Source organism: Streptomyces sp. NPDC001902 (assembly GCF_042891295.1).
Taxonomy (GTDB): Bacteria; Actinomycetota; Actinomycetes; order Streptomycetales; family Streptomycetaceae; genus Actinacidiphila.
Genome location: NZ_JBIATA010000003.1, coordinates 240308 through 256145, shown reverse-complemented (window position 1 = coordinate 256145; position 15838 = coordinate 240308). Strand labels below are relative to the sequence as shown.

At 75.5% G+C, this 15838-nt stretch carries 13 protein-coding genes; 5 read left to right on the top strand and 8 right to left on the bottom strand.

The annotated features are described in order from the left end of the window. Window positions 1-30: 30 nt before the first annotated feature. On the top strand, window positions 31-1323 hold the full coding sequence (locus ACFYYN_RS07385; protein ID WP_500545017.1) for a condensation domain-containing protein: 1293 nt from the start codon (window positions 31-33) through the stop codon (window positions 1321-1323). Window positions 1324-1368: 45 nt separating this feature from the next. After that, window positions 1369-2445, top strand: a complete 1077-nt coding sequence (locus tag ACFYYN_RS07380; RefSeq protein ID WP_500545016.1) for a carboxylate-amine ligase — start codon at window positions 1369-1371, stop codon at window positions 2443-2445. Window positions 2446-2488: 43 nt separating this feature from the next. Here the strand turns inward: ACFYYN_RS07380 and ACFYYN_RS07375 are convergent, their stop codons facing one another. Then, entirely contained in the window at window positions 2489-2875 is a 387-nt protein-coding gene (locus tag ACFYYN_RS07375) for a nuclear transport factor 2 family protein (protein ID WP_500545015.1), read from the bottom strand. Between the two features lie 221 nt (window positions 2876-3096). On the opposite strand from ACFYYN_RS07375, the gene ACFYYN_RS07370 reads away from it, so the two are divergent. After that, window positions 3097-6813 (top strand): CHAT domain-containing protein, encoded by a 3717-nt coding sequence (locus tag ACFYYN_RS07370; RefSeq protein WP_500545014.1) that lies wholly within the window; start codon window positions 3097-3099, stop codon window positions 6811-6813. A gap of 16 nt (window positions 6814-6829) precedes the next feature. On the opposite strand, the gene ACFYYN_RS07365 is transcribed toward ACFYYN_RS07370, so the two are convergent. The 3 genes from ACFYYN_RS07365 to ACFYYN_RS07355 form a co-directional block, all read right to left on the bottom strand. After that, window positions 6830-7129: a YciI family protein gene (locus ACFYYN_RS07365; RefSeq protein WP_500321776.1), complete on the bottom strand. Its 300-nt coding sequence runs from the start codon at window positions 7127-7129 to the stop codon at window positions 6830-6832. A 65-nt stretch (window positions 7130-7194) separates the two neighbouring features. Beyond that, window positions 7195-8094 carry a hypothetical protein gene (locus ACFYYN_RS07360; RefSeq protein WP_500545013.1) on the bottom strand — a complete coding sequence of 300 codons (900 nt, stop codon included), beginning with the start codon at window positions 8092-8094 and terminating at the stop codon, window positions 7195-7197. A 165-nt stretch (window positions 8095-8259) separates the two neighbouring features. Then, window positions 8260-8613 carry a hypothetical protein gene (locus tag ACFYYN_RS07355; protein WP_500545012.1) on the bottom strand — a complete coding sequence of 118 codons (354 nt, stop codon included), beginning with the start codon at window positions 8611-8613 and terminating at the stop codon, window positions 8260-8262. A gap of 33 nt (window positions 8614-8646) precedes the next feature. On the opposite strand from ACFYYN_RS07355, the gene ACFYYN_RS07350 reads away from it, so the two are divergent. Beyond that, a complete protein-coding gene (locus ACFYYN_RS07350) occupies window positions 8647-9507 on the top strand; it encodes a phosphotransferase enzyme family protein (protein ID WP_500545011.1) in 861 nt (286 codons plus the stop codon). 66 nt (window positions 9508-9573) lie between these two features. Further along, entirely contained in the window at window positions 9574-11205 is a 1632-nt protein-coding gene (locus tag ACFYYN_RS07345; protein WP_500545010.1) for a PQQ-binding-like beta-propeller repeat protein, read from the top strand. On the opposite strand, the gene ACFYYN_RS07340 is transcribed toward ACFYYN_RS07345, so the two are convergent. From ACFYYN_RS07340 to ACFYYN_RS07325, 4 genes are all read right to left on the bottom strand, one after another. After that, window positions 11186-11899 (bottom strand): 3'-5' exonuclease, encoded by a 714-nt coding sequence (locus ACFYYN_RS07340; RefSeq protein WP_500321782.1) that lies wholly within the window; start codon window positions 11897-11899, stop codon window positions 11186-11188. The genes ACFYYN_RS07345 and ACFYYN_RS07340 overlap by 20 nt on opposite strands. Window positions 11900-12120: 221 nt before the next feature. Beyond that, entirely contained in the window at window positions 12121-13368 is a 1248-nt protein-coding gene (locus ACFYYN_RS07335; protein ID WP_499514625.1) for an SAV2148 family HEPN domain-containing protein, read from the bottom strand. A 124-nt stretch (window positions 13369-13492) separates the two neighbouring features. Then, entirely contained in the window at window positions 13493-14785 is a 1293-nt protein-coding gene (locus ACFYYN_RS07330) for a copper amine oxidase (protein WP_500545009.1), read from the bottom strand. A gap of 19 nt (window positions 14786-14804) precedes the next feature. Then, entirely contained in the window at window positions 14805-15536 is a 732-nt protein-coding gene (locus ACFYYN_RS07325; protein WP_500321784.1) for a Tat pathway signal sequence domain protein, read from the bottom strand. Window positions 15537-15838 lie beyond the last annotated feature (302 nt).

Below are 15838 nucleotides of genomic sequence, written 5' to 3'. Positions count from 1 at the left end.
GGAACCCCGCCAGGAAGGGGGAGCACCCCCATGCGCCGCCGACTGTCCCCGTACGAACGCGTCATCTGGGCCGCGGGCGAGCGGCTCCCGGTCAACATCGCCGCCGTGGCCCGGGTCGAGGGCCGCACCACGCCCGGGCGCGTGCGCACGGCCGTGGCGTCCGTGCGCCGCCGCCACCCCCTGCTCGGCGTCCGCATCGCCGACCCTGGGCCGTGGCAGGGGCGGCTCACCACGGCCGGGGTGCCGGACCCGGGGGTGCGAATGGTCCCGGACGCCGGTGCGGGCGCCTGGTCCCGCGTGGTGGAGGAGGAGCTCCAGCGGCCCTTCGACACCCGTACGGGTCCCCTCGCCCGCTTCGTGCTCGTCGACACGGGCGAGGCCTTCGACCTCGTCACCGTCTACCACCACCTGGTGGCCGACGCCGTCTCCGCGGGCGTCGTCATGCGCGACCTGCTGACCCACCTCGGGGGGCCGGATCCGGCGGGCACCCGCCTGCCCGGCCCGGCGCGGCCGCCCGGCGCACACCGGGGGGCCGCGGCGGAAGCGTCGGACGCGTCGGACGCGGGCCCGGTGCCGGTGCTGGCGGCACCCGCGGACGAGCTGATCCCCGGCCCCCGCGCCCACCCCGGGGACCTGCTGAAGACCGCCCGCGCGCTGGGCGGGCCCGTACGGCCGCCCTACCCCTCGGACGGGCGGCTCTCCTACCACGCGTGGTCACTGGAGCGCGAAGAGACGGAGCTGCTGCTCAAGCGGTGCCGGGCGCAGGGCGCGACACTGCAGGCCGCCCTGTGCGCGGCCTTCGCACGGGCCGCCGCGCCCGGCCGCCCGGCGCGGATCGCGGTGGCGGCGGACCTGCGCCGGGTGCTCGAACCGTCGCCCGGTGAGGCCATGGGCCTGTACGCGGCGAGCTTCGTGGTCCCCGTGGACGGCGGCACCGACGACCTGTGGGCGGCCGCGCGCGCCGCACGGGCCGGGATCCACGCCCGGCTCACCCCGGAGGAGCTGCGGCCGCTCGTGCGCGTCTTCCGGCTGACCTCGTTCCTGCCGCACCGCGCCGTCGGCGCCCTCCTGCGGCGCGGCGAGACGCGCGGCCCCCGGTTCGACGTGTCGGTGAGCAACACGCGACTGGACCTTCCCGGGACGTACGGGCCGCTGCGGCTGGCCGCCGTCCACGGGGCGGCGCACACCAGCCTGTCCGGGGCGCCGCTGGTGATCGTGGTGGGGCTGGGCGGGCGGCTGTTCCTCAGCGTGACGTCCACGGCGGGCGAGGAGGCCGCCGACCTGTGCCGGCGCGCCATGGACCACCTCCTGTCCGCCGGGTGAGGCCCGCCGACGGATAGCCGCGGGCTCAGCGGGTATCGGAAGGACGTGGCACGCACCGTGGGAGTGGAAGAAGAGCTTCTCCTGGTGGACGCGCGGTCCGGGGAACCGCGCGCGGTGGCCGACGCGGTGCTGGACGGCGGCCCCTGGCCCGGGGAACTGGTGGCCGAGCTGCAGCAACAGCAGCTCGAACTGAACAGCTCCCCCTGCGTCACCCTGGACCAGCTCCGGGAGGAGCTGCGCTCCTGGCGCCGCCGGGCGGCCGGGCTCGCCCGCTCGGAGGGCGTCGCGGTGGCGGCGCTGGGGACCTCCCCGATGGCGGTGCCGCCCCGGCTCACCCCAAGGGGCCGCTACCGCAGGATGGCCCAGTCCTTCGGCCTCACCGCGCAGGAGACCCTGACCTGCGGCTGTCACGTCCACGTGGGGGTCGCGTCGGACGAGGAGGGCGTGGCCGTCGTCGACCGCATCCGCCCCTGGCTGCCGCCGTTGCTGGCGCTCAGCTCCAACTCGCCGCTCTGGCAGGGTGCCGACACGGGGTACGCGAGCTACCGCTACCAGGTCTTCGGCCGCTGGCCCACCGCCGGGCCGACCCGCGGCTTCGGCTCCGCCGAGGGGTACCGCGCCGCGGTGTCGCGGCTGCTGGCCACGGGGATCCTGCTCGACCAGGGCATGCTCTACTTCGACGCCCGGCTGTCGGCGAAGTTCCCCACGGTGGAGGTGCGCGTCTGCGACGTGTGCCCGGAGTACCAGGACGCGGTGGTGCTGGCCGCGCTGGTGCGCGGCCTGGTCGAGACCGCCGCCCGCGAGTGGGCCGACGGGTGCCCCGCGCCCGGCGACGACGTGTCCCTGCTCCGGCTCGCCTCGTGGCGGGCCAGTCGCTCCGGGCTGGACGGCGCCCTGCTCGATCCGCGTACCTTCCGTCCGGCGAGCGCGCACGACGTCGTCGAGTCCCTGGTCGCCCACGTCGACGGCGCGCTGAAGGACGCCGGCGACCTGTACACCGTCCGCGCCGGCGTGGACCGCCTGACCTCCCAGGGCTCCGGCGCCCGCCGGCAGCGCCAGGTGTACGCGCACGGCGGCGCCGCCGCGGTCCTGCGGGACGCGGTCCGCCGCACCGCGGCGTGACCACGCACCGGCGAGCGCACCACGCGGGCGGATCGCCGCGGACTCAGGAGCGGGGCATCGGCTCCACCCATCGGGCCCGCCAGGCGGGCGGGGCGAACGTGTCCGCGAAGTACTGGGTCTCGTGCGCGACCTTGCCGTCGCGGAATTCCATGATGCTGATGGTCGGCGTCGGTTTCCCGTCGTAGGCGATCTCGTACTCGGTGATCCAAAGATCCCCGCTGCCGAGGATCCGGTGGATGGTGAAGTCGAGCTTGGCGGGGTGACCCGAGCGCAGTGCCTGGAGATTGCGCCGGCCGTGGATGCGCTCACCCGACTGGGGATAGTCCGTGATCACGTCGTCGTGATAGATCTCGTGCTCGATGTCCTGGTCCCCGGCGGCAGACGCTGCCCAGTGCCGGTCCAGCGCCTGTCGGATACCGCGGTCTTCCATGGCGCCCCTCCGGTTGCGGAATCGTCGGATGATCCATGGACGGCCTCGACGCGGCCCCGAGGGCCGCCACGAGGTGTGGGCTCTGCACCGATCGTAAGCGGCCTGGGGCGCCGGTTCTCATCGGCCGGGAAGCCTGCTCCGCCGTATCCCGGAGTGAGCGGCCGGTCACGGGCGGCGCGCTATCCTGCCGCGACGCCGGCAACGGGGATCGGGGGCGGCTGATGACGGACGCGCGCGCGGCCGTGGACCGCATGCTGAGGCGCTTCGCGCTGGCGGAGCCGCCGGGCACCGGCCGCCTCGTCGACGGCGCCGGACCGGCGCCCGGGAGCCTGCTGCGGGCGGCGGAGGACCTGTTGCGGGAGTCCTGGCGGGGCGAGGACGGCCGCGCCCCGGCCGCCGCCGCCCTCGCGCTGATCGTGCTGGGCCTGGACACGGCGCCCCGCGACCATCCGCTGCGCGCCCGGCTCGTCCTGCACCTGCAACTGGCCGACCGCACCCTGGCGCACCTGCACGGCGACTTCCGCACCGCGCCCGAGGTCCGCCACCACCTGGGGGCGCAGACCCAGCACCGCTCGCCCGACGACCTCGTGGCCGTCGCCGCCCGCTACCCGTCCGGCCCCGCCCAGCAGCCGTTCCATCCCGCGGACCCCCTGGAGGGCGGGGCGGCGGCCCTGCTGGCGACGCTGCCTGCGGACGACCTGTGCCGTCCCGGGCTGCTCGCCCGGCTCGCGCACTGCGCGCTGATCCGCTACGAGTGCGGGGCCACGGACGAGTTGCCGACGCTGTGGGCGCGTGCCCGGGAGGCCTTCGCCGCGGTCATCCCCGGGCACGTCGACGCCCCGGACGCGGGCCGGGTGGCGGTGCTCGCCGGGATCGCCTGGGTCCGGGCCCACCCGCGGGACCGGGAGGCGGTGGACGTCGCCGTGCGGGGCGGGCGGCTGGCGCTGGCCGCGGCGAGCGGGCGCACCATGGGCGGGCTCCGGGACCGGCACGAGATGCGCAGCGTCCACTTCGCGCTGGCGGCGGCGCTGATGTGCACGCTGCCCTGGGCGCCGGCCCGCGCGACGATCGACGAGGCGATGGGCCACCTGGAGGCGTACCGGGCCGAGGGCCTGCCGGACGACAACGGGACCTACGAGGTGAACCGGGCCTCGCTGCTGGCCGCCCGCGCGGTCGTGGACTGGGAGGCCGCGGACGCCGCCGAGGCCGAGCGGATGCTGCGCGCGCTCGTGGAGCGGCTGCCACCGGGCCATCCACTGCTGCCGCACGTCGCCGAGAAGGCCGCCGCGGTGGGCGAACTCCGCGGCAGGATGCGGCTCGTACCGCGCGCCCTCGGCTCGGTGGCGACCCGGTTCCTGCCGATGATGGTGCGGTTCGCGCCCGCGCTGCCGCCGGTGCAGCTGCGGTCGGCCCTGCCGCCGGACGGCTTCCCCACCGACCCCGTCACCCCCGCCCCCACCCCCGCCCCGGAGCCCGGGCCCGGACCGGAACCGGGCGTGGGCGTGGACGCGGGCACGGGCACGGGCACGGGCGACGGCGAGGCCGAGAGCGAGGGCGACGGAGCAGCCGACGACCTGTACGCGCGCTTCACCTCCGCCTTCCCCGTCCCGCCCGACATGCGGCCCCTGCTGGACGCCCTGGCCAAGGGCCCCGGCACGCCCCAGGGCATGGATCCCGCCTTCGTCGCCGACGCCGAGCGGCGGTTGCGCGAGGCGCTGGAGCGGACGGAGGCCGGCAGCGCCGAACGCGCGTGGACGGCCGGCCTGCTGATGGCGGTCATCGGGATGCGCTACATGGCCGACCAGGACGCCGCCGTGATCGAGGAGGCGGCCGCGCTCGGCGACCGCGTCCTGGCCGAACTCCCCCACGGCTGCGCGGAGCACGTCCGCCTGGTCCTCGCCTCGGCGCCGTGGCAGCACATGCGGGCGGTGCTCGCCATGGACACCGGCGCCCTGCGCGCCTGCTGCCGGGAGCTGCGGGCGGCGCTCGACCTGCTGCCCGGGGACGCGCCCGAGCGCGCCGCCGGGGAGGTCGAGTACGCCAACGCGCTCACCAACCTCGCCGGGCTCACCCAGGACCCCGTCCTGGCCGCCGAGGCGCGCCGCAGGATCGCCGACGCCTCACGGCGCGTGGAACGGACCCCGGGCCTGACGGACCTGGTGGGCGGGATGGTGACCTCGTACGGCCACTGGGCGGACTACACCGACGCCACGGTCCGCGGGGACCAGCGGGCGGCGCGGGCGGCCGAGGTCGCGTTCGTGGCGTCGCCCGCGGGCGAGATGCCGGCGCTGCGGTTCGAAGTGGCGCGCATCGCGATGGCCGACGCCCTGGAGCACCACGACTGGGCGGCCGCGGCCGACGCGGCGGCACGGGCCCTGGAGACCCTGCCGTCGCTGGCCTCGCGGGCCCTGGCGCGGGAGGACCGGCGGGCCACCGTCGGCGGGGCGCTGCTCGGCCGCCGCTACCCCATGGCGCACCTGGGGGTGGGCGGCGCCGACCCGTCAGGGGCGGGCCGGCCCGATCCCCTGACCGGTACGAGCCTCGGCCGCACCGGCTGCGCAGCGGCGCTCGCCGCCGGGCGCCCCGCGCAGGCGCTGGCGCTGCTGGAGCGGGGCCGGGCCGTCCTGATGGGCCAGGACCTGGAGGCCCGCGCCGATCTGACCGCCCTGTCCGCGGCGCACCCCTTGCTGGCCCGGGAGTTCGCCGGGCTCGGGGGACGCCTGCGGCGGGCCGAGGCGGGCGAGGACTTCATGGAACGGCACGTGCCGGCCGCCGAGTGGGAGGCGCTGCTGATGCGCGTCCGCGGCAAGCCGGGCTTCGAGCGGTTCCTGATGCCGCCCACGGAACGGGAGATGCGCGCCGTGGCGGCGCAGGGACCGGTCGTCGCGGTCAACGTGGACCGGCTCCGGTGCGACGCGCTCGTCGTCACGCAGGAGCGCATCTTCTCCGTTCCGCTGCGTGAGCTGACGGAAGGACAGCTGGCCCTGCGGGCACAGGAGTTCCTCGGCGCGGTCAGCCTGCCGCGGACCGCGCCCGACGAGGAGCACGACCGCGCCCGCGAACTCGTCCTGGACACCCTCGCCTGGCTCTGGCGCACCGTGGCCGAGCCGGTGCTCACCGCCCTCGGCCTCACCCGGCCGCTCCCCGCGGACGCCCCCGCGTCGGCCGCGCCCCGGCTGTGGTGGTCGGCCTCCGGGCCGCTGGCGTACCTGCCGCTGCACGCGGCCGGACTGCAGCGGCGGCACCAACTGCGCGACGGGAACACCGTCCTGGACCGGGTGGCCTCCTCCTACACCCCCACCCTGCGCGCCCTGCGGCACGCCCGGCAGGTCTCCTCCGGCCGCACCGGCGGACGGCTGCTCGCCGTCGGCCGGCCCACCGGCACGGCGGGCTCGGCGGGCGCCTCGGCCCGTGAGGTCGCCGCGATCGCGGACGCGCTGGGCGGCGTACGCGCCGTCGAGGGCGAGGCGGCCACGCCGGAACGGGTCCTGTCGGCCCTGCGCACGGCCCGCTGGGTGCACTTCGCCTGCCACGGCGTCAGCGACCCGCGGGACCCGTCCGCCAGTCACCTGCTCCTGCACGGCGGGCCGCTCAGCGCCGCGGACGTCTCCCGGCAGGAGCTGCTCTACGCCGAGCTGGCGGTGCTGCTCGCCTGCCACACCGCGCACACCGGGCAGCTGCCGGACGAGGCCGTCCACCTCGCCTCCGCCTTCCAGACCGCCGGCTACCCCCAGGTCGTCGGCGCCCTCTGGGAGGCCGACGACGCGGTCTGCGCCCTCCTGGCCGCCCGCCTGTACGCAGCGCTCCGCGGCCCGGCGCCCGGCGCCGTCGCCCCCGCGGACGCGGGCCGCGCCCTCAACCACGTCATCCGCGCCCTGCGCACCCGCTACGCCCGCTCACCGGCGGTTTGGGCGCCCTTCGTCCACATCGGCCGCTGAGCCCCGCGACGGGACGTCAGGCGCCGCCCAGCGGTCCTGCCAGGTCCGGGTGCACACGGGCCGGGTCGACGGTGGTCACGGTGTACGCGGCGACCCCCGAGGTCACCAGGGGGTCCTCCGCCGCGATCCGCTCGATCGTCCGCCGGTCCGTGCCCCGGGCGAGGATCACGCCGCCCTCGGACGAGGGCACCGTCTGCCCGGAGAGCAGGAACGTGCCGGCACGGTGGTGGCGTTCCAGGAACGCGACGTGGGCGGCGACGAAAGGCCCGGCGTCCGCTTCCGATCCGGTGTACGTCAGGAACAGCAGGTGCAGCATGCTCGTCCGATCTCGTGGCGGGCCGGGCGGCCCGCCACATCATGGCAGCGCCCGCTCCCGCGGGGTCATCTGCGGCGGCGCAGCACCAGGTCGAGTTCCCGCCAGGTCGCCGGGGCGACGGGCCCTGGCGGGACGGGGATCCCCACCGCCCGGGCGACGGAGCGCAGACGCAGGTCCACGACGGCGTCGGCGAGGTCCGCCAGGGCGAAGAGCCGTTCGCGACCGAGCCACCAGGCGGCGGACACGAGCACGGCGCCGACGACGAGCGCGGGCCACCACGCGGTGACGCAGGCCAGCGCCGCGTACAGCAGGCCCCACCCGGACAGCCGGGTGGCCGCCTCGAAGGCACCGGCCGCCGTGCGGATCTCCCCGCGGTCGGCCTCCGTGGCCGCCAGCCACAGGCGCGGCCAGACCGCCGTGAAGGGCACCGCGTAGTACCCGCCGACGCGGTGCTCCAGGGCGTGCATCCGGTCGCCCATGCGGGTGGGACGGGCCGGAGGCAGGGGCGCGATCCGGTCGCGGCGTGCCTCGGCCGCGCGGGCGGCGGCCAGTTCGGCCTCGTCGCCGTCGCGTTCGTGGTTCCGCAGGTGGGCCGCGACGTCCGCGTCGGCGCGCTCGCGCCGCGCGCGGCGCCGGCGCACGAGCCATTCCCCCGATCCTCCCGGCCAGGGCCCGAGCCAGAGCACCTGGACGGCGCGGGCCAGGAGTTGGACCGCCAGGCCCGGGACGACGGCGAGCAGGAGCGCGGCCACCAGGGCCAGGAAGAGCGCGGCGCCGCCGTGGGCGTCCGTCCAGTCCGCGTAGTGCTCGACCTCGTGCAGCAGGCGGCCCGCGTCGAACGGCCGTCGTCCGCCCAGCACATGGGCGGCCCAGGCGGTGCCGAGGAAGAGCGATCCGGGCAGCGCGAGCAGGGACACCCAGCGCTCGGCGAGCTTCCCGCCGATCTCGTCCAGCAGACCCGCCACCGCGCTAGTACCCGCCTTCCGGGCCGCTGCGGCCCCGCGCCGCCCGGCGGGCGCATCCGCCGCGTCGCCCGCACGGACCGGCCGCCCGTGCCGGACGCTTCCTCCACCGTGGGACTGCGCGCACCGGACGCTCCTCCTTCACCCGCAGGGACCGGGACGACAGGCCTAGTACCAGACGGGCCGCAGTTCGGCGTCGAACATCGCGCAGCGCGGGGCGGTGACGGACGCCGTCGGGTCCTCGCTGCGGGCGCAGACGCCGCGCGGGCAGCGGTGGCGCAGGAGGCCGCCGCCCCCGCCGGTCATGCCGGGCACCTGGGCGTAACCACCCGCGTCCTTGCGGGAGTCGAACCGTACGCCGAGCCGGAGCCCGAGGTCGGTGACCACCTCCATGTCGCCGGCGCCCTGCCGTACGGTCTCGGCGACGGCCTCGAGCTCGGCCGCTTCGGCCGGGTCGCCGCTCGCGGCGCGCCGCAGCCGCGGCAGCGTCTCGCAGAAGGCCATGACGTCGTCCTCGGTCACCGGACCAGCCTACTGATCTGCGATCATTGCCGTATGGCGTTCACCGAAGAGCTCGCCCGGGCCGTGCTCGCGGCGGACGGACAGGACGGCGCGAAGCTGATCGCGCTCGGCGAGAACGCGGTGCTCGAACTCGCGGACGGCGTGACCGTCGCGAAGGTCGGCCGCGGTCCCGAACTGCTGGACCGGGCCGCGCGCGAGGTGCGCACGGCGTCCTGGCTGGCCGCGCACGGCGTTCCCGCGGTACGGGCGGCGGCGCCGCAGGCCCGGCTGGTCGAGGGGCACCCGGTCACGTACTGGGAGCGGCTGCCGGACACCGTACGGCCCGCGGAACCCGCCGACCTCGCCGCGCTGCTGCGGCTCGTGCACGCCCTGCCCGAGCCGGACTTCGCCCTGCCGCGCCGTGACCTGCTGGACGGGGTGGAGCGGTGGCTGCGGCTGGCCGGGCCGGCGGTGGACCCCGCGGACGCGGCGTACCTGCGCGATCGCCGGGACGGTTTCGCCGCCGCGGCGGCCGCACTGACCCCGCACCTGCCCGCGGGGCCGATCCACGGCGACGCGCTGCCGCGCAACGTGCACGTCGGCCCGGACGGTCCGGTCCTGGTGGACCTGGAGACCTTCTCCGCCGACCTGCGCGAGCACGACCTGGTCGTCATGGCGCTCAGCCGGGACCGCTACGGCCTCGGTACGGACGCCTACGACGCCTTCACGGCCGCCTACGGCTGGGACGTGCGCGAGTGGGACGGCTGCGCGGTGCTGCGCGGGGCGCGGGAGACGGCGAGCTGTGCCTGGGTGGCGCAGCACGCGCCGGGCAACCCGGCGGCGCTCGCGGAGTTCCGCCGGCGGGTGGCCTCGTTGCGGGACGGCGATCCGGCCGTGCGCTGGTACCCCTTCTGACCCTTCCTGCCTCGCCGTCCGGCCCGGGCTGCGAGGATGGGCACTCCTCCGGCCTGGGCGGTGTCCATGTCAGATTCCTCGATCGTCCGTCGTGTCCTCGCCGACCGTCCCTTCGCGGAGGTCGGTGAACCGCGCGTCGCCGTCGCGGACGAGCGGCTGGGGCGCCTGGTCGTGGGCGGCGACATGGGGTGGATCGCCTGGCCGCAGTCGGGGCGGGCGGGGACCGACCGCTGGCCCCGGTACCGCGTCGGCGTCTACGACGCCCGGGACCTGCGCTGCCGGCACGTGTACGAGTGCCCGTGGCCGGTGAACTCCGTCGCCTTCCATCCGCTCCTCCCGCTGGTGGCAGTGGGCGTGGGCCGCTACGACGGCAGCTGGGACTTCGAGGGCCAGCTGCTGCTGATGGACCTGGAGTCGGGCGACGTGCGGCCGGTCCTGGACGGCGGCCGCGAGGTGACCTCCGTCCGGTGGGTGGACGGGCGGCGCCTGCGGCTGGTCGTCACCCCCGAGGACAAGGACCACGAGTACGCCTTCAGCCACGGCTTCGAGTCCGTCCTGGAGCGCGAGGACTGGCGGGCGGTGCCCGCCCGCTCCGTCGGGTACCGCGAGGTGATGGGCCCTCGGGTGCCGTACACGTACCCCGAGGGCGGCGACGCCCGCGACCTGCTGACGGAGCGCGGCACCGCCCTGGGGACGGCGTGGGCGCCGCGCCGTCAGGTGCGGGCCGTCGAGGTGCTCGCCGACGGCCGGGTGCTGGCGACGGCCGAGGGCGCGCTGCTGGAGTGCCGGCTGCCGTCGGGGCAGCTCCAGTGGTCGGTGCCCGACCCGGACGGCGGGCAGCAGATCCACGTGGCCGCCGACCAGCGGTCGGCCTGGGTCAACGTCCGGCACACCCTGCGCCCGTCGGGGCAGGGGTGGCAGCGGTCCGGCACGCTGGTGCAGCGGGTGTCCCTGGCGGACGGGCGGTTGCTGGAGGCCTTCGAGCCCGGTCACGCGGTGACGTTCACCGGCAGCCGTGACGGCCGGCTCGCCGTCCGCCAGGGAGGGCCGGATCAGGGGGGCGGCGCGACCCGGCTGCTGGCCCCCGACGGCACCGAGGCGGCGCGCTTCACGCTGACGGCGAGCGACTTCCGTCTGCGGCGCGGCGCTGAACTGCTCTTCGTGCGGGACCTCCACGGTGTGCCGCGGGGCCGGGCGTGGGTCGGCGCGCTCGACGGCGGGGCAGCGGACGCCGAGCCGGAGCTGCGCAGGCTCTTCCCCCTCGACTGGGAACCCGGGCGCGGCTCCCACCTCTTCCCCGGACCGGCCGTCCGGCTGGACGGCGACGCGCTGGTCCAGGCCGCCGTGGTCCGCGACGCGGGCGAGGCCCCGGCACGGAACGCCTTCGTGGTGCGGCGCCGGCTCCCGGACGGCACGCCGGAGTGGGTGTTCACCGCCGACGAGCCTGTCACGGCCCTGGACGCCGACGAGGACACCGTCTACGCCGCGCACCGGTCCGGGGAGGTCGTGGCGCTCGACGCACGCACCGGCAGCCCGCGCCGACGGCACCGGCTGCGCGTCGACGGTCAGGTGGTCGTGCCCCTGTCCCTCGCGGCGGCCGGTGCCGGCAGGTTCCTGGTCGGGACCGTGGACGGGCGGATCCTCGACTGCGCCCCGGTCGCGCCGGCGGACCCCCAGGTCACCTCGGCCGGGGGATGACCGGCCAGGCCTGCTCGACGACGGCCGCCGGGTCGGCGGTGCGCCGCAGGTACGCCTGGAGGGAGGCCGACTGCTCGGCCGCCGCCCGGACCTGAAGGGCGTGCAGGTCCGCCAGCGGCATCAGGCCGACGGGCTCGTGCCGCTCCCCCATGCGGCGCACCACGCGGGCCGCGGCCACCGCGTCGGCCCGCGCGTCGTGGGCGCCCTCCAGTTGCACGCCGTAGTGGGCGCACAGCGCCTGCAGCGCCCGCCTGCCCTTGCGGTACTTGTCGACGTGCTTGTCGATGACCAGCGGGTCGATCACCGGCGAGGGCACGCCGCCCAGCCGTTCGCTGACCGACGCGACGCCGTGCCGCCGGCACTCGCGGTCCAGCAAGGACAGGTCGTAGCGCGCGTTCATCACCACCAGCGGTGTGCCCGAGCGCAGCACCTCGGCCACGGTGCGGGCGATCTCCTCGACCGCCGCACCGGCCGGGGCGCCGTGCGCACGGGCGTGGGCGGTCGAGATGCCGTGGATCGCGGAGGCCTGCTCGGGTATGGCCACGCCCGGGTCGAGCAGCCAGGTCCACTCCCGCGAGACGGCTCCGTCGGCCTCCAGCCGTACGACGGCGGCGGTGACGATGTGGTCGGTCTCGACGTCGGTGCCGGTGGTCTCCAGGTCGAACGCGACCAGCGCGTCGCTGATCCAGCTCATCGCGCGCCCCCCGTGACCGTGGCGCTCACCGCGCCGCGCGGGCGGTCGCCCGCGGTCCTCCCCCGTCCGGAGCCGGCCCGCCATGCCCGGCGTCGTCCCATGCCCATGTGGCGTACGTCCTTCCCGCAGTTCCCCCGTGTGCCGCTCCATCATCCCGCGCGCCACTGACACTCCTGCGGCCGGGCTGCGGGGGAGGTCCGGCCGCGGCGGCCGCCGGGCCGTCAGGAGACCGGCCGGGAGTCGGCCCAGACGCCCTCGAACTCCTCGCGGTAGATCTCGAACAGCCCGTGCTCGGCCTCGGGGGCCTCGCCGGCCCTGATCTGCACGAGTTCCCGCGGCCCCCCGCGCAGGATGAGGACCGGCGCCTCCATGCCGCGGGCCTTGCGCAGGTAGGGCTGGACGACCGCGATGCCGTCCGAGGTGTCGCCGTCCACGAGGTAGGCGGTGAAGCGCGGGGTCTCGTCGAAGACCCGGATCTCGAACGCGGCGGTGTCCCGCAGCCGGGCCCGGACCCGCCGCATGTGCATGATGTTCATCTCCACGGAGCGGCTGAGCTCGCCGCGGCCGAGGCCGAGTTCGCGCTCACGACGGCGGACGGCGCTGCTCGCCGGGTTGAGGAAGAGCAGCCGCACCCGGCAGCCGGACTCCGCCAGCCGCACCAGCCGCTTGCCCGAGTAGTTCTGCACCAGCAGGTTGAGGCCGATGCCCACGGCGTCGAGGCGCCGCGCGCCCCCGAACAGGTCCTCGGCGGGCAGCTGGCGCTGCAGCCGCACCCGGTCGGGGTAGACGCCGACGACGTCGGCGTAACGGTCGGCGACGAGCTCTTCCACGGCGTCCACGGGCAGCCGCTCGGCGGAGGGGTAGCCGGGTCCGGAGCCGAGCATGTCCAGCAGCCGGGCGGCGGCCCGCTCGGCCTGGTCCAGCACGGTGCGGGACAGAGCACGGTTGCGGGAGACGACGTGCCGGGCCACCTCCAGCTCGTCCAGGGCGAGTTCGAGTTCCCGGCGGTCGTCCAGGTACGGCTCGAAGCACGGCCAGTGCTGGACGACGAGTTCACGCAGCTGCGGCAGCGTCAGGAAGCTGAGGATGTTGTCGTCGGCCGGGTCGAGCAGGAACCCCTTGCGGCGGCTGACCTCGCGCACGGCGGCGGCCCGCTGCACCCACTCGTGGCCGGCCGGGCCGGCGGCCGCGACCACCCACTCGTCGCCGTGCACGGGTTCGTAGATCGGGCGCAGCACGGCGTTGACGACGGCGCGCAGGCGCTGTTCGACGAGGTTGAGCCACACGTAGGCCCGTCCGGCGCGCCGGGCGCGGGTACGCACCTCGGACCACTCGTCGGCGCCCCAGTCCAGTTCCGCTCCGATCTCCAACGGCAGTGCCAGGGAGGTGGTGCCGGTGGTTCCCTCGCCGATGCCGCCGCCCGGGTCCCCCTGATCACCACCACCGGGGAGCACCAGACCTCCCGACATCACGACTGCACCCGCCTTCCCGCCCCCGTCCACGATCAAGGAAGGGTACTGCGGGGCGGGAGGCGGTGCAGCCGTAACGACGCTACTTCACCACATGCTTACCGGGTCCGGCGCGGCGGGACGCTCAGTGTCCCTGCCCGTTGTGGCCCGAGAGCTCGTCCGGTGTGAGCGGGCTCATGGCCGTCACGTCGCGCGGCGCGAGCTGGAACCCCTGCCAGTGGATCGGCATGGGGCTCTGGTCCTCGTCGCGCGGGACGTGGTGGAACCCGACGTTGACCCACACCACCGGGTGCTTGAGGGCCTCCCCGTCCGCCCACTTGTCCACCGAGGTCCCCCGCCCGTTGCAGGCCGGGTCGCTGTTCCCGCTGGCCAGCTGCTCGCAGGCGCGGTACTGGGTGAAGTACACGTCCTTCGAGGTGTAGGCGTGGGCGTCGTAGTGGTCGGAGTGCTGCTGGACCAGCTCCCAGGAACGCGGATGCCGGTCGGCGTTCTTGCCGGCCGTGGAGACCACGCGCCACCAGCGGCGCAGCGCGGAGGAGGCGGCCAGCTCCTTGGTGACCGGGGTCCTGGTGGTCTTCAGGACGGCGGAGCCGGAGCCCTGGCCGGCCTTCTTGGTGTCGAACTGCTCGACCTTGGCCTGCGTGGAGCCGTCCAGGCCGAAGTTCAGCCGCCAGAAGACCGAGTGGTAGTGGCTGGTGGAGTGGTCGTGGTCGCCGTTGCCGATGGGCCAGCCGGTGCCCTCTCCGCTGTAGTCGCCGGGCGACAGGTCACCGGTGGCGCCCATCTTGGCGGTGATGGTGCCGTCGTCGGAGAAGTTCCACTGGGTGACGTACTCGTACCAGCCGAGCTGGGAGACGGAGAAGACCACCAGGTCGCTGCCCTGCTTGGTGTACTTCGTGGAGTTGCCCTGGTCGTCGTACACGTCGCTGCGGTAGGCGTAGCCGTGCGGGGCGGTGGTGGTGCACAGCGCCTTGACGTTCCGCTGCTGCTGCGGGACGTAGGCGGAGCTGATCGTCCCGCCGGGGCACTCCTCGGGGCCGATGTCGACCGCGGTATTGCCGAAGCCGATGTCGGACAGGTCGTTGTACTCGGTCAGCCCCGAGTCGTACGGGACGTTGACCTGCGCGAGCGTGGCCGAGGTCAGCACCTTGAGCGGCTGCGGTTCCCCCTTCGGCTTGTACGCGATCTTCTCCAGGACCAGGCCCTTGGTTCCGCTGATGCGCCAGCACATGCTCCAGCTGGTGCCGTTCGGCAGGGCCTTGGTGATGGCGGTGGCGGTGCCGCAGTCCACCGCGGCCGCGGTGCCGGCCCGGGGGGCCGCGCCGGCCTCGCCGGCCGTGGAGCCCGCGAAGAGCGCGGGCAGGAGCAGGAGCGCCGAGGCCGTACCGATGGCCCGGCGCACGTTGGTGGTGCGCATGGTTGCTGGGTCTCCGCTCTTAGTGGATTCGGCCGACGGTGCGATCGCTGAGGTCGACGACCAGATGGGTCGTATCGATCCACGGCCCGTCCTTCACCTGTGTGAACAGCCGTACGCACCGGTGCTCGCCACACTTGGCCAACCCGGCCGGGGCGGACTGCTCGGCGGTGTTGAACGAGATGCCGCGCAGCCGCAGCTGGTCGGGCGAGGTGAGCTCCCGGCCCTTGGTGGCGGCCGTGAAGTCGGCGCGGAGGCCCTTGCCGAGGGCGTCCCGGATGAGCAGTTCCGCGGCCTCCCGGGTCTCGTCGTTCGAGGGCGGCGGCTGCATGCCGGTGGCGGTGTCGGTGTGCTCGACGGTGCCGGCGGTGAGGTTGACGGTCTTCTTCACGAGCCGGTCGTGCCCGTAGTCGTAGAAGAGCACCTCGACCCGGCGGGCCTGGTCCGCGGACGCCTGCGTGGCGTCGGCCGGTTCGGCGAGGTCGGTGTCGAGGTACTCCGGTCCACGCTCCCCGTCCACGTCCTGCGCGCTGCGCAGCGCGTCGCGCTGCAGGGCTATGGACTTCGCCCGGTCGACCTCGGCCTTGGTCAGAGGCCCGCGACCGGTCTGCTGTCCACCCTGGGGCGCGTCGTCCTCGATCACCCCACCGCTGCCCGCGTCCTGCTGCCCCGGCGCTCCCGACGCGGCGGCGGGGCCGCCCGTCGTGGAGTGGTCGTCGCCGGCGGCGTCACGCGGCAGGGTGACGGCGATCATCACCGTGGTGGCGGCGACGGCGACGCCGCCACCCCACAGGGCGCGCCTGAGACCGCGCCCGACCCCTCCCTTTCGTGGTAAGGAGCGGCTTTCCCCCTGATCTGTCACTTAGATCTCCCCTGTGTCGTACTGTCACTCTTATCGACGGGACCTCGACGGCACAGGTTGCCCCGGGACGGTGGATTCTTGCGGCAGGCAGGGGAATTGGGACACCCGTAACGGGGAAGATCTTGGCGATTCCACGCCCGGAGGGGCCCAATTGCGTGACGATGCCCTTTTCGGCACCGAAGTGGCCGGGGTGC

Coding starts and splice junctions, on each gene's coding strand:
- ACFYYN_RS07385 (WP_500545017.1), top strand. CDS start 31: ATGCGCCGCCGACTGTCCCCGTACGAACGCGTCATCTGGGCCGCGGGC.
- ACFYYN_RS07375 (WP_500545015.1), bottom strand. CDS start 2,875: ATGGAAGACCGCGGTATCCGACAGGCGCTGGACCGGCACTGGGCAGCG.
- ACFYYN_RS07370 (WP_500545014.1), top strand. CDS start 3,097: ATGACGGACGCGCGCGCGGCCGTGGACCGCATGCTGAGGCGCTTCGCG.
- ACFYYN_RS07365 (WP_500321776.1), bottom strand. CDS start 7,129: ATGCTGCACCTGCTGTTCCTGACGTACACCGGATCGGAAGCGGACGCC.
- ACFYYN_RS07350 (WP_500545011.1), top strand. CDS start 8,647: ATGGCGTTCACCGAAGAGCTCGCCCGGGCCGTGCTCGCGGCGGACGGA.
- ACFYYN_RS07345 (WP_500545010.1), top strand. CDS start 9,574: ATGTCAGATTCCTCGATCGTCCGTCGTGTCCTCGCCGACCGTCCCTTC.
- ACFYYN_RS07340 (WP_500321782.1), bottom strand. CDS start 11,899: ATGAGCTGGATCAGCGACGCGCTGGTCGCGTTCGACCTGGAGACCACC.
- ACFYYN_RS07335 (WP_499514625.1), bottom strand. CDS start 13,368: ATGTCGGGAGGTCTGGTGCTCCCCGGTGGTGGTGATCAGGGGGACCCG.
- ACFYYN_RS07330 (WP_500545009.1), bottom strand. CDS start 14,785: ATGCGCACCACCAACGTGCGCCGGGCCATCGGTACGGCCTCGGCGCTC.
- ACFYYN_RS07325 (WP_500321784.1), bottom strand. CDS start 15,536: ATGATCGCCGTCACCCTGCCGCGTGACGCCGCCGGCGACGACCACTCC.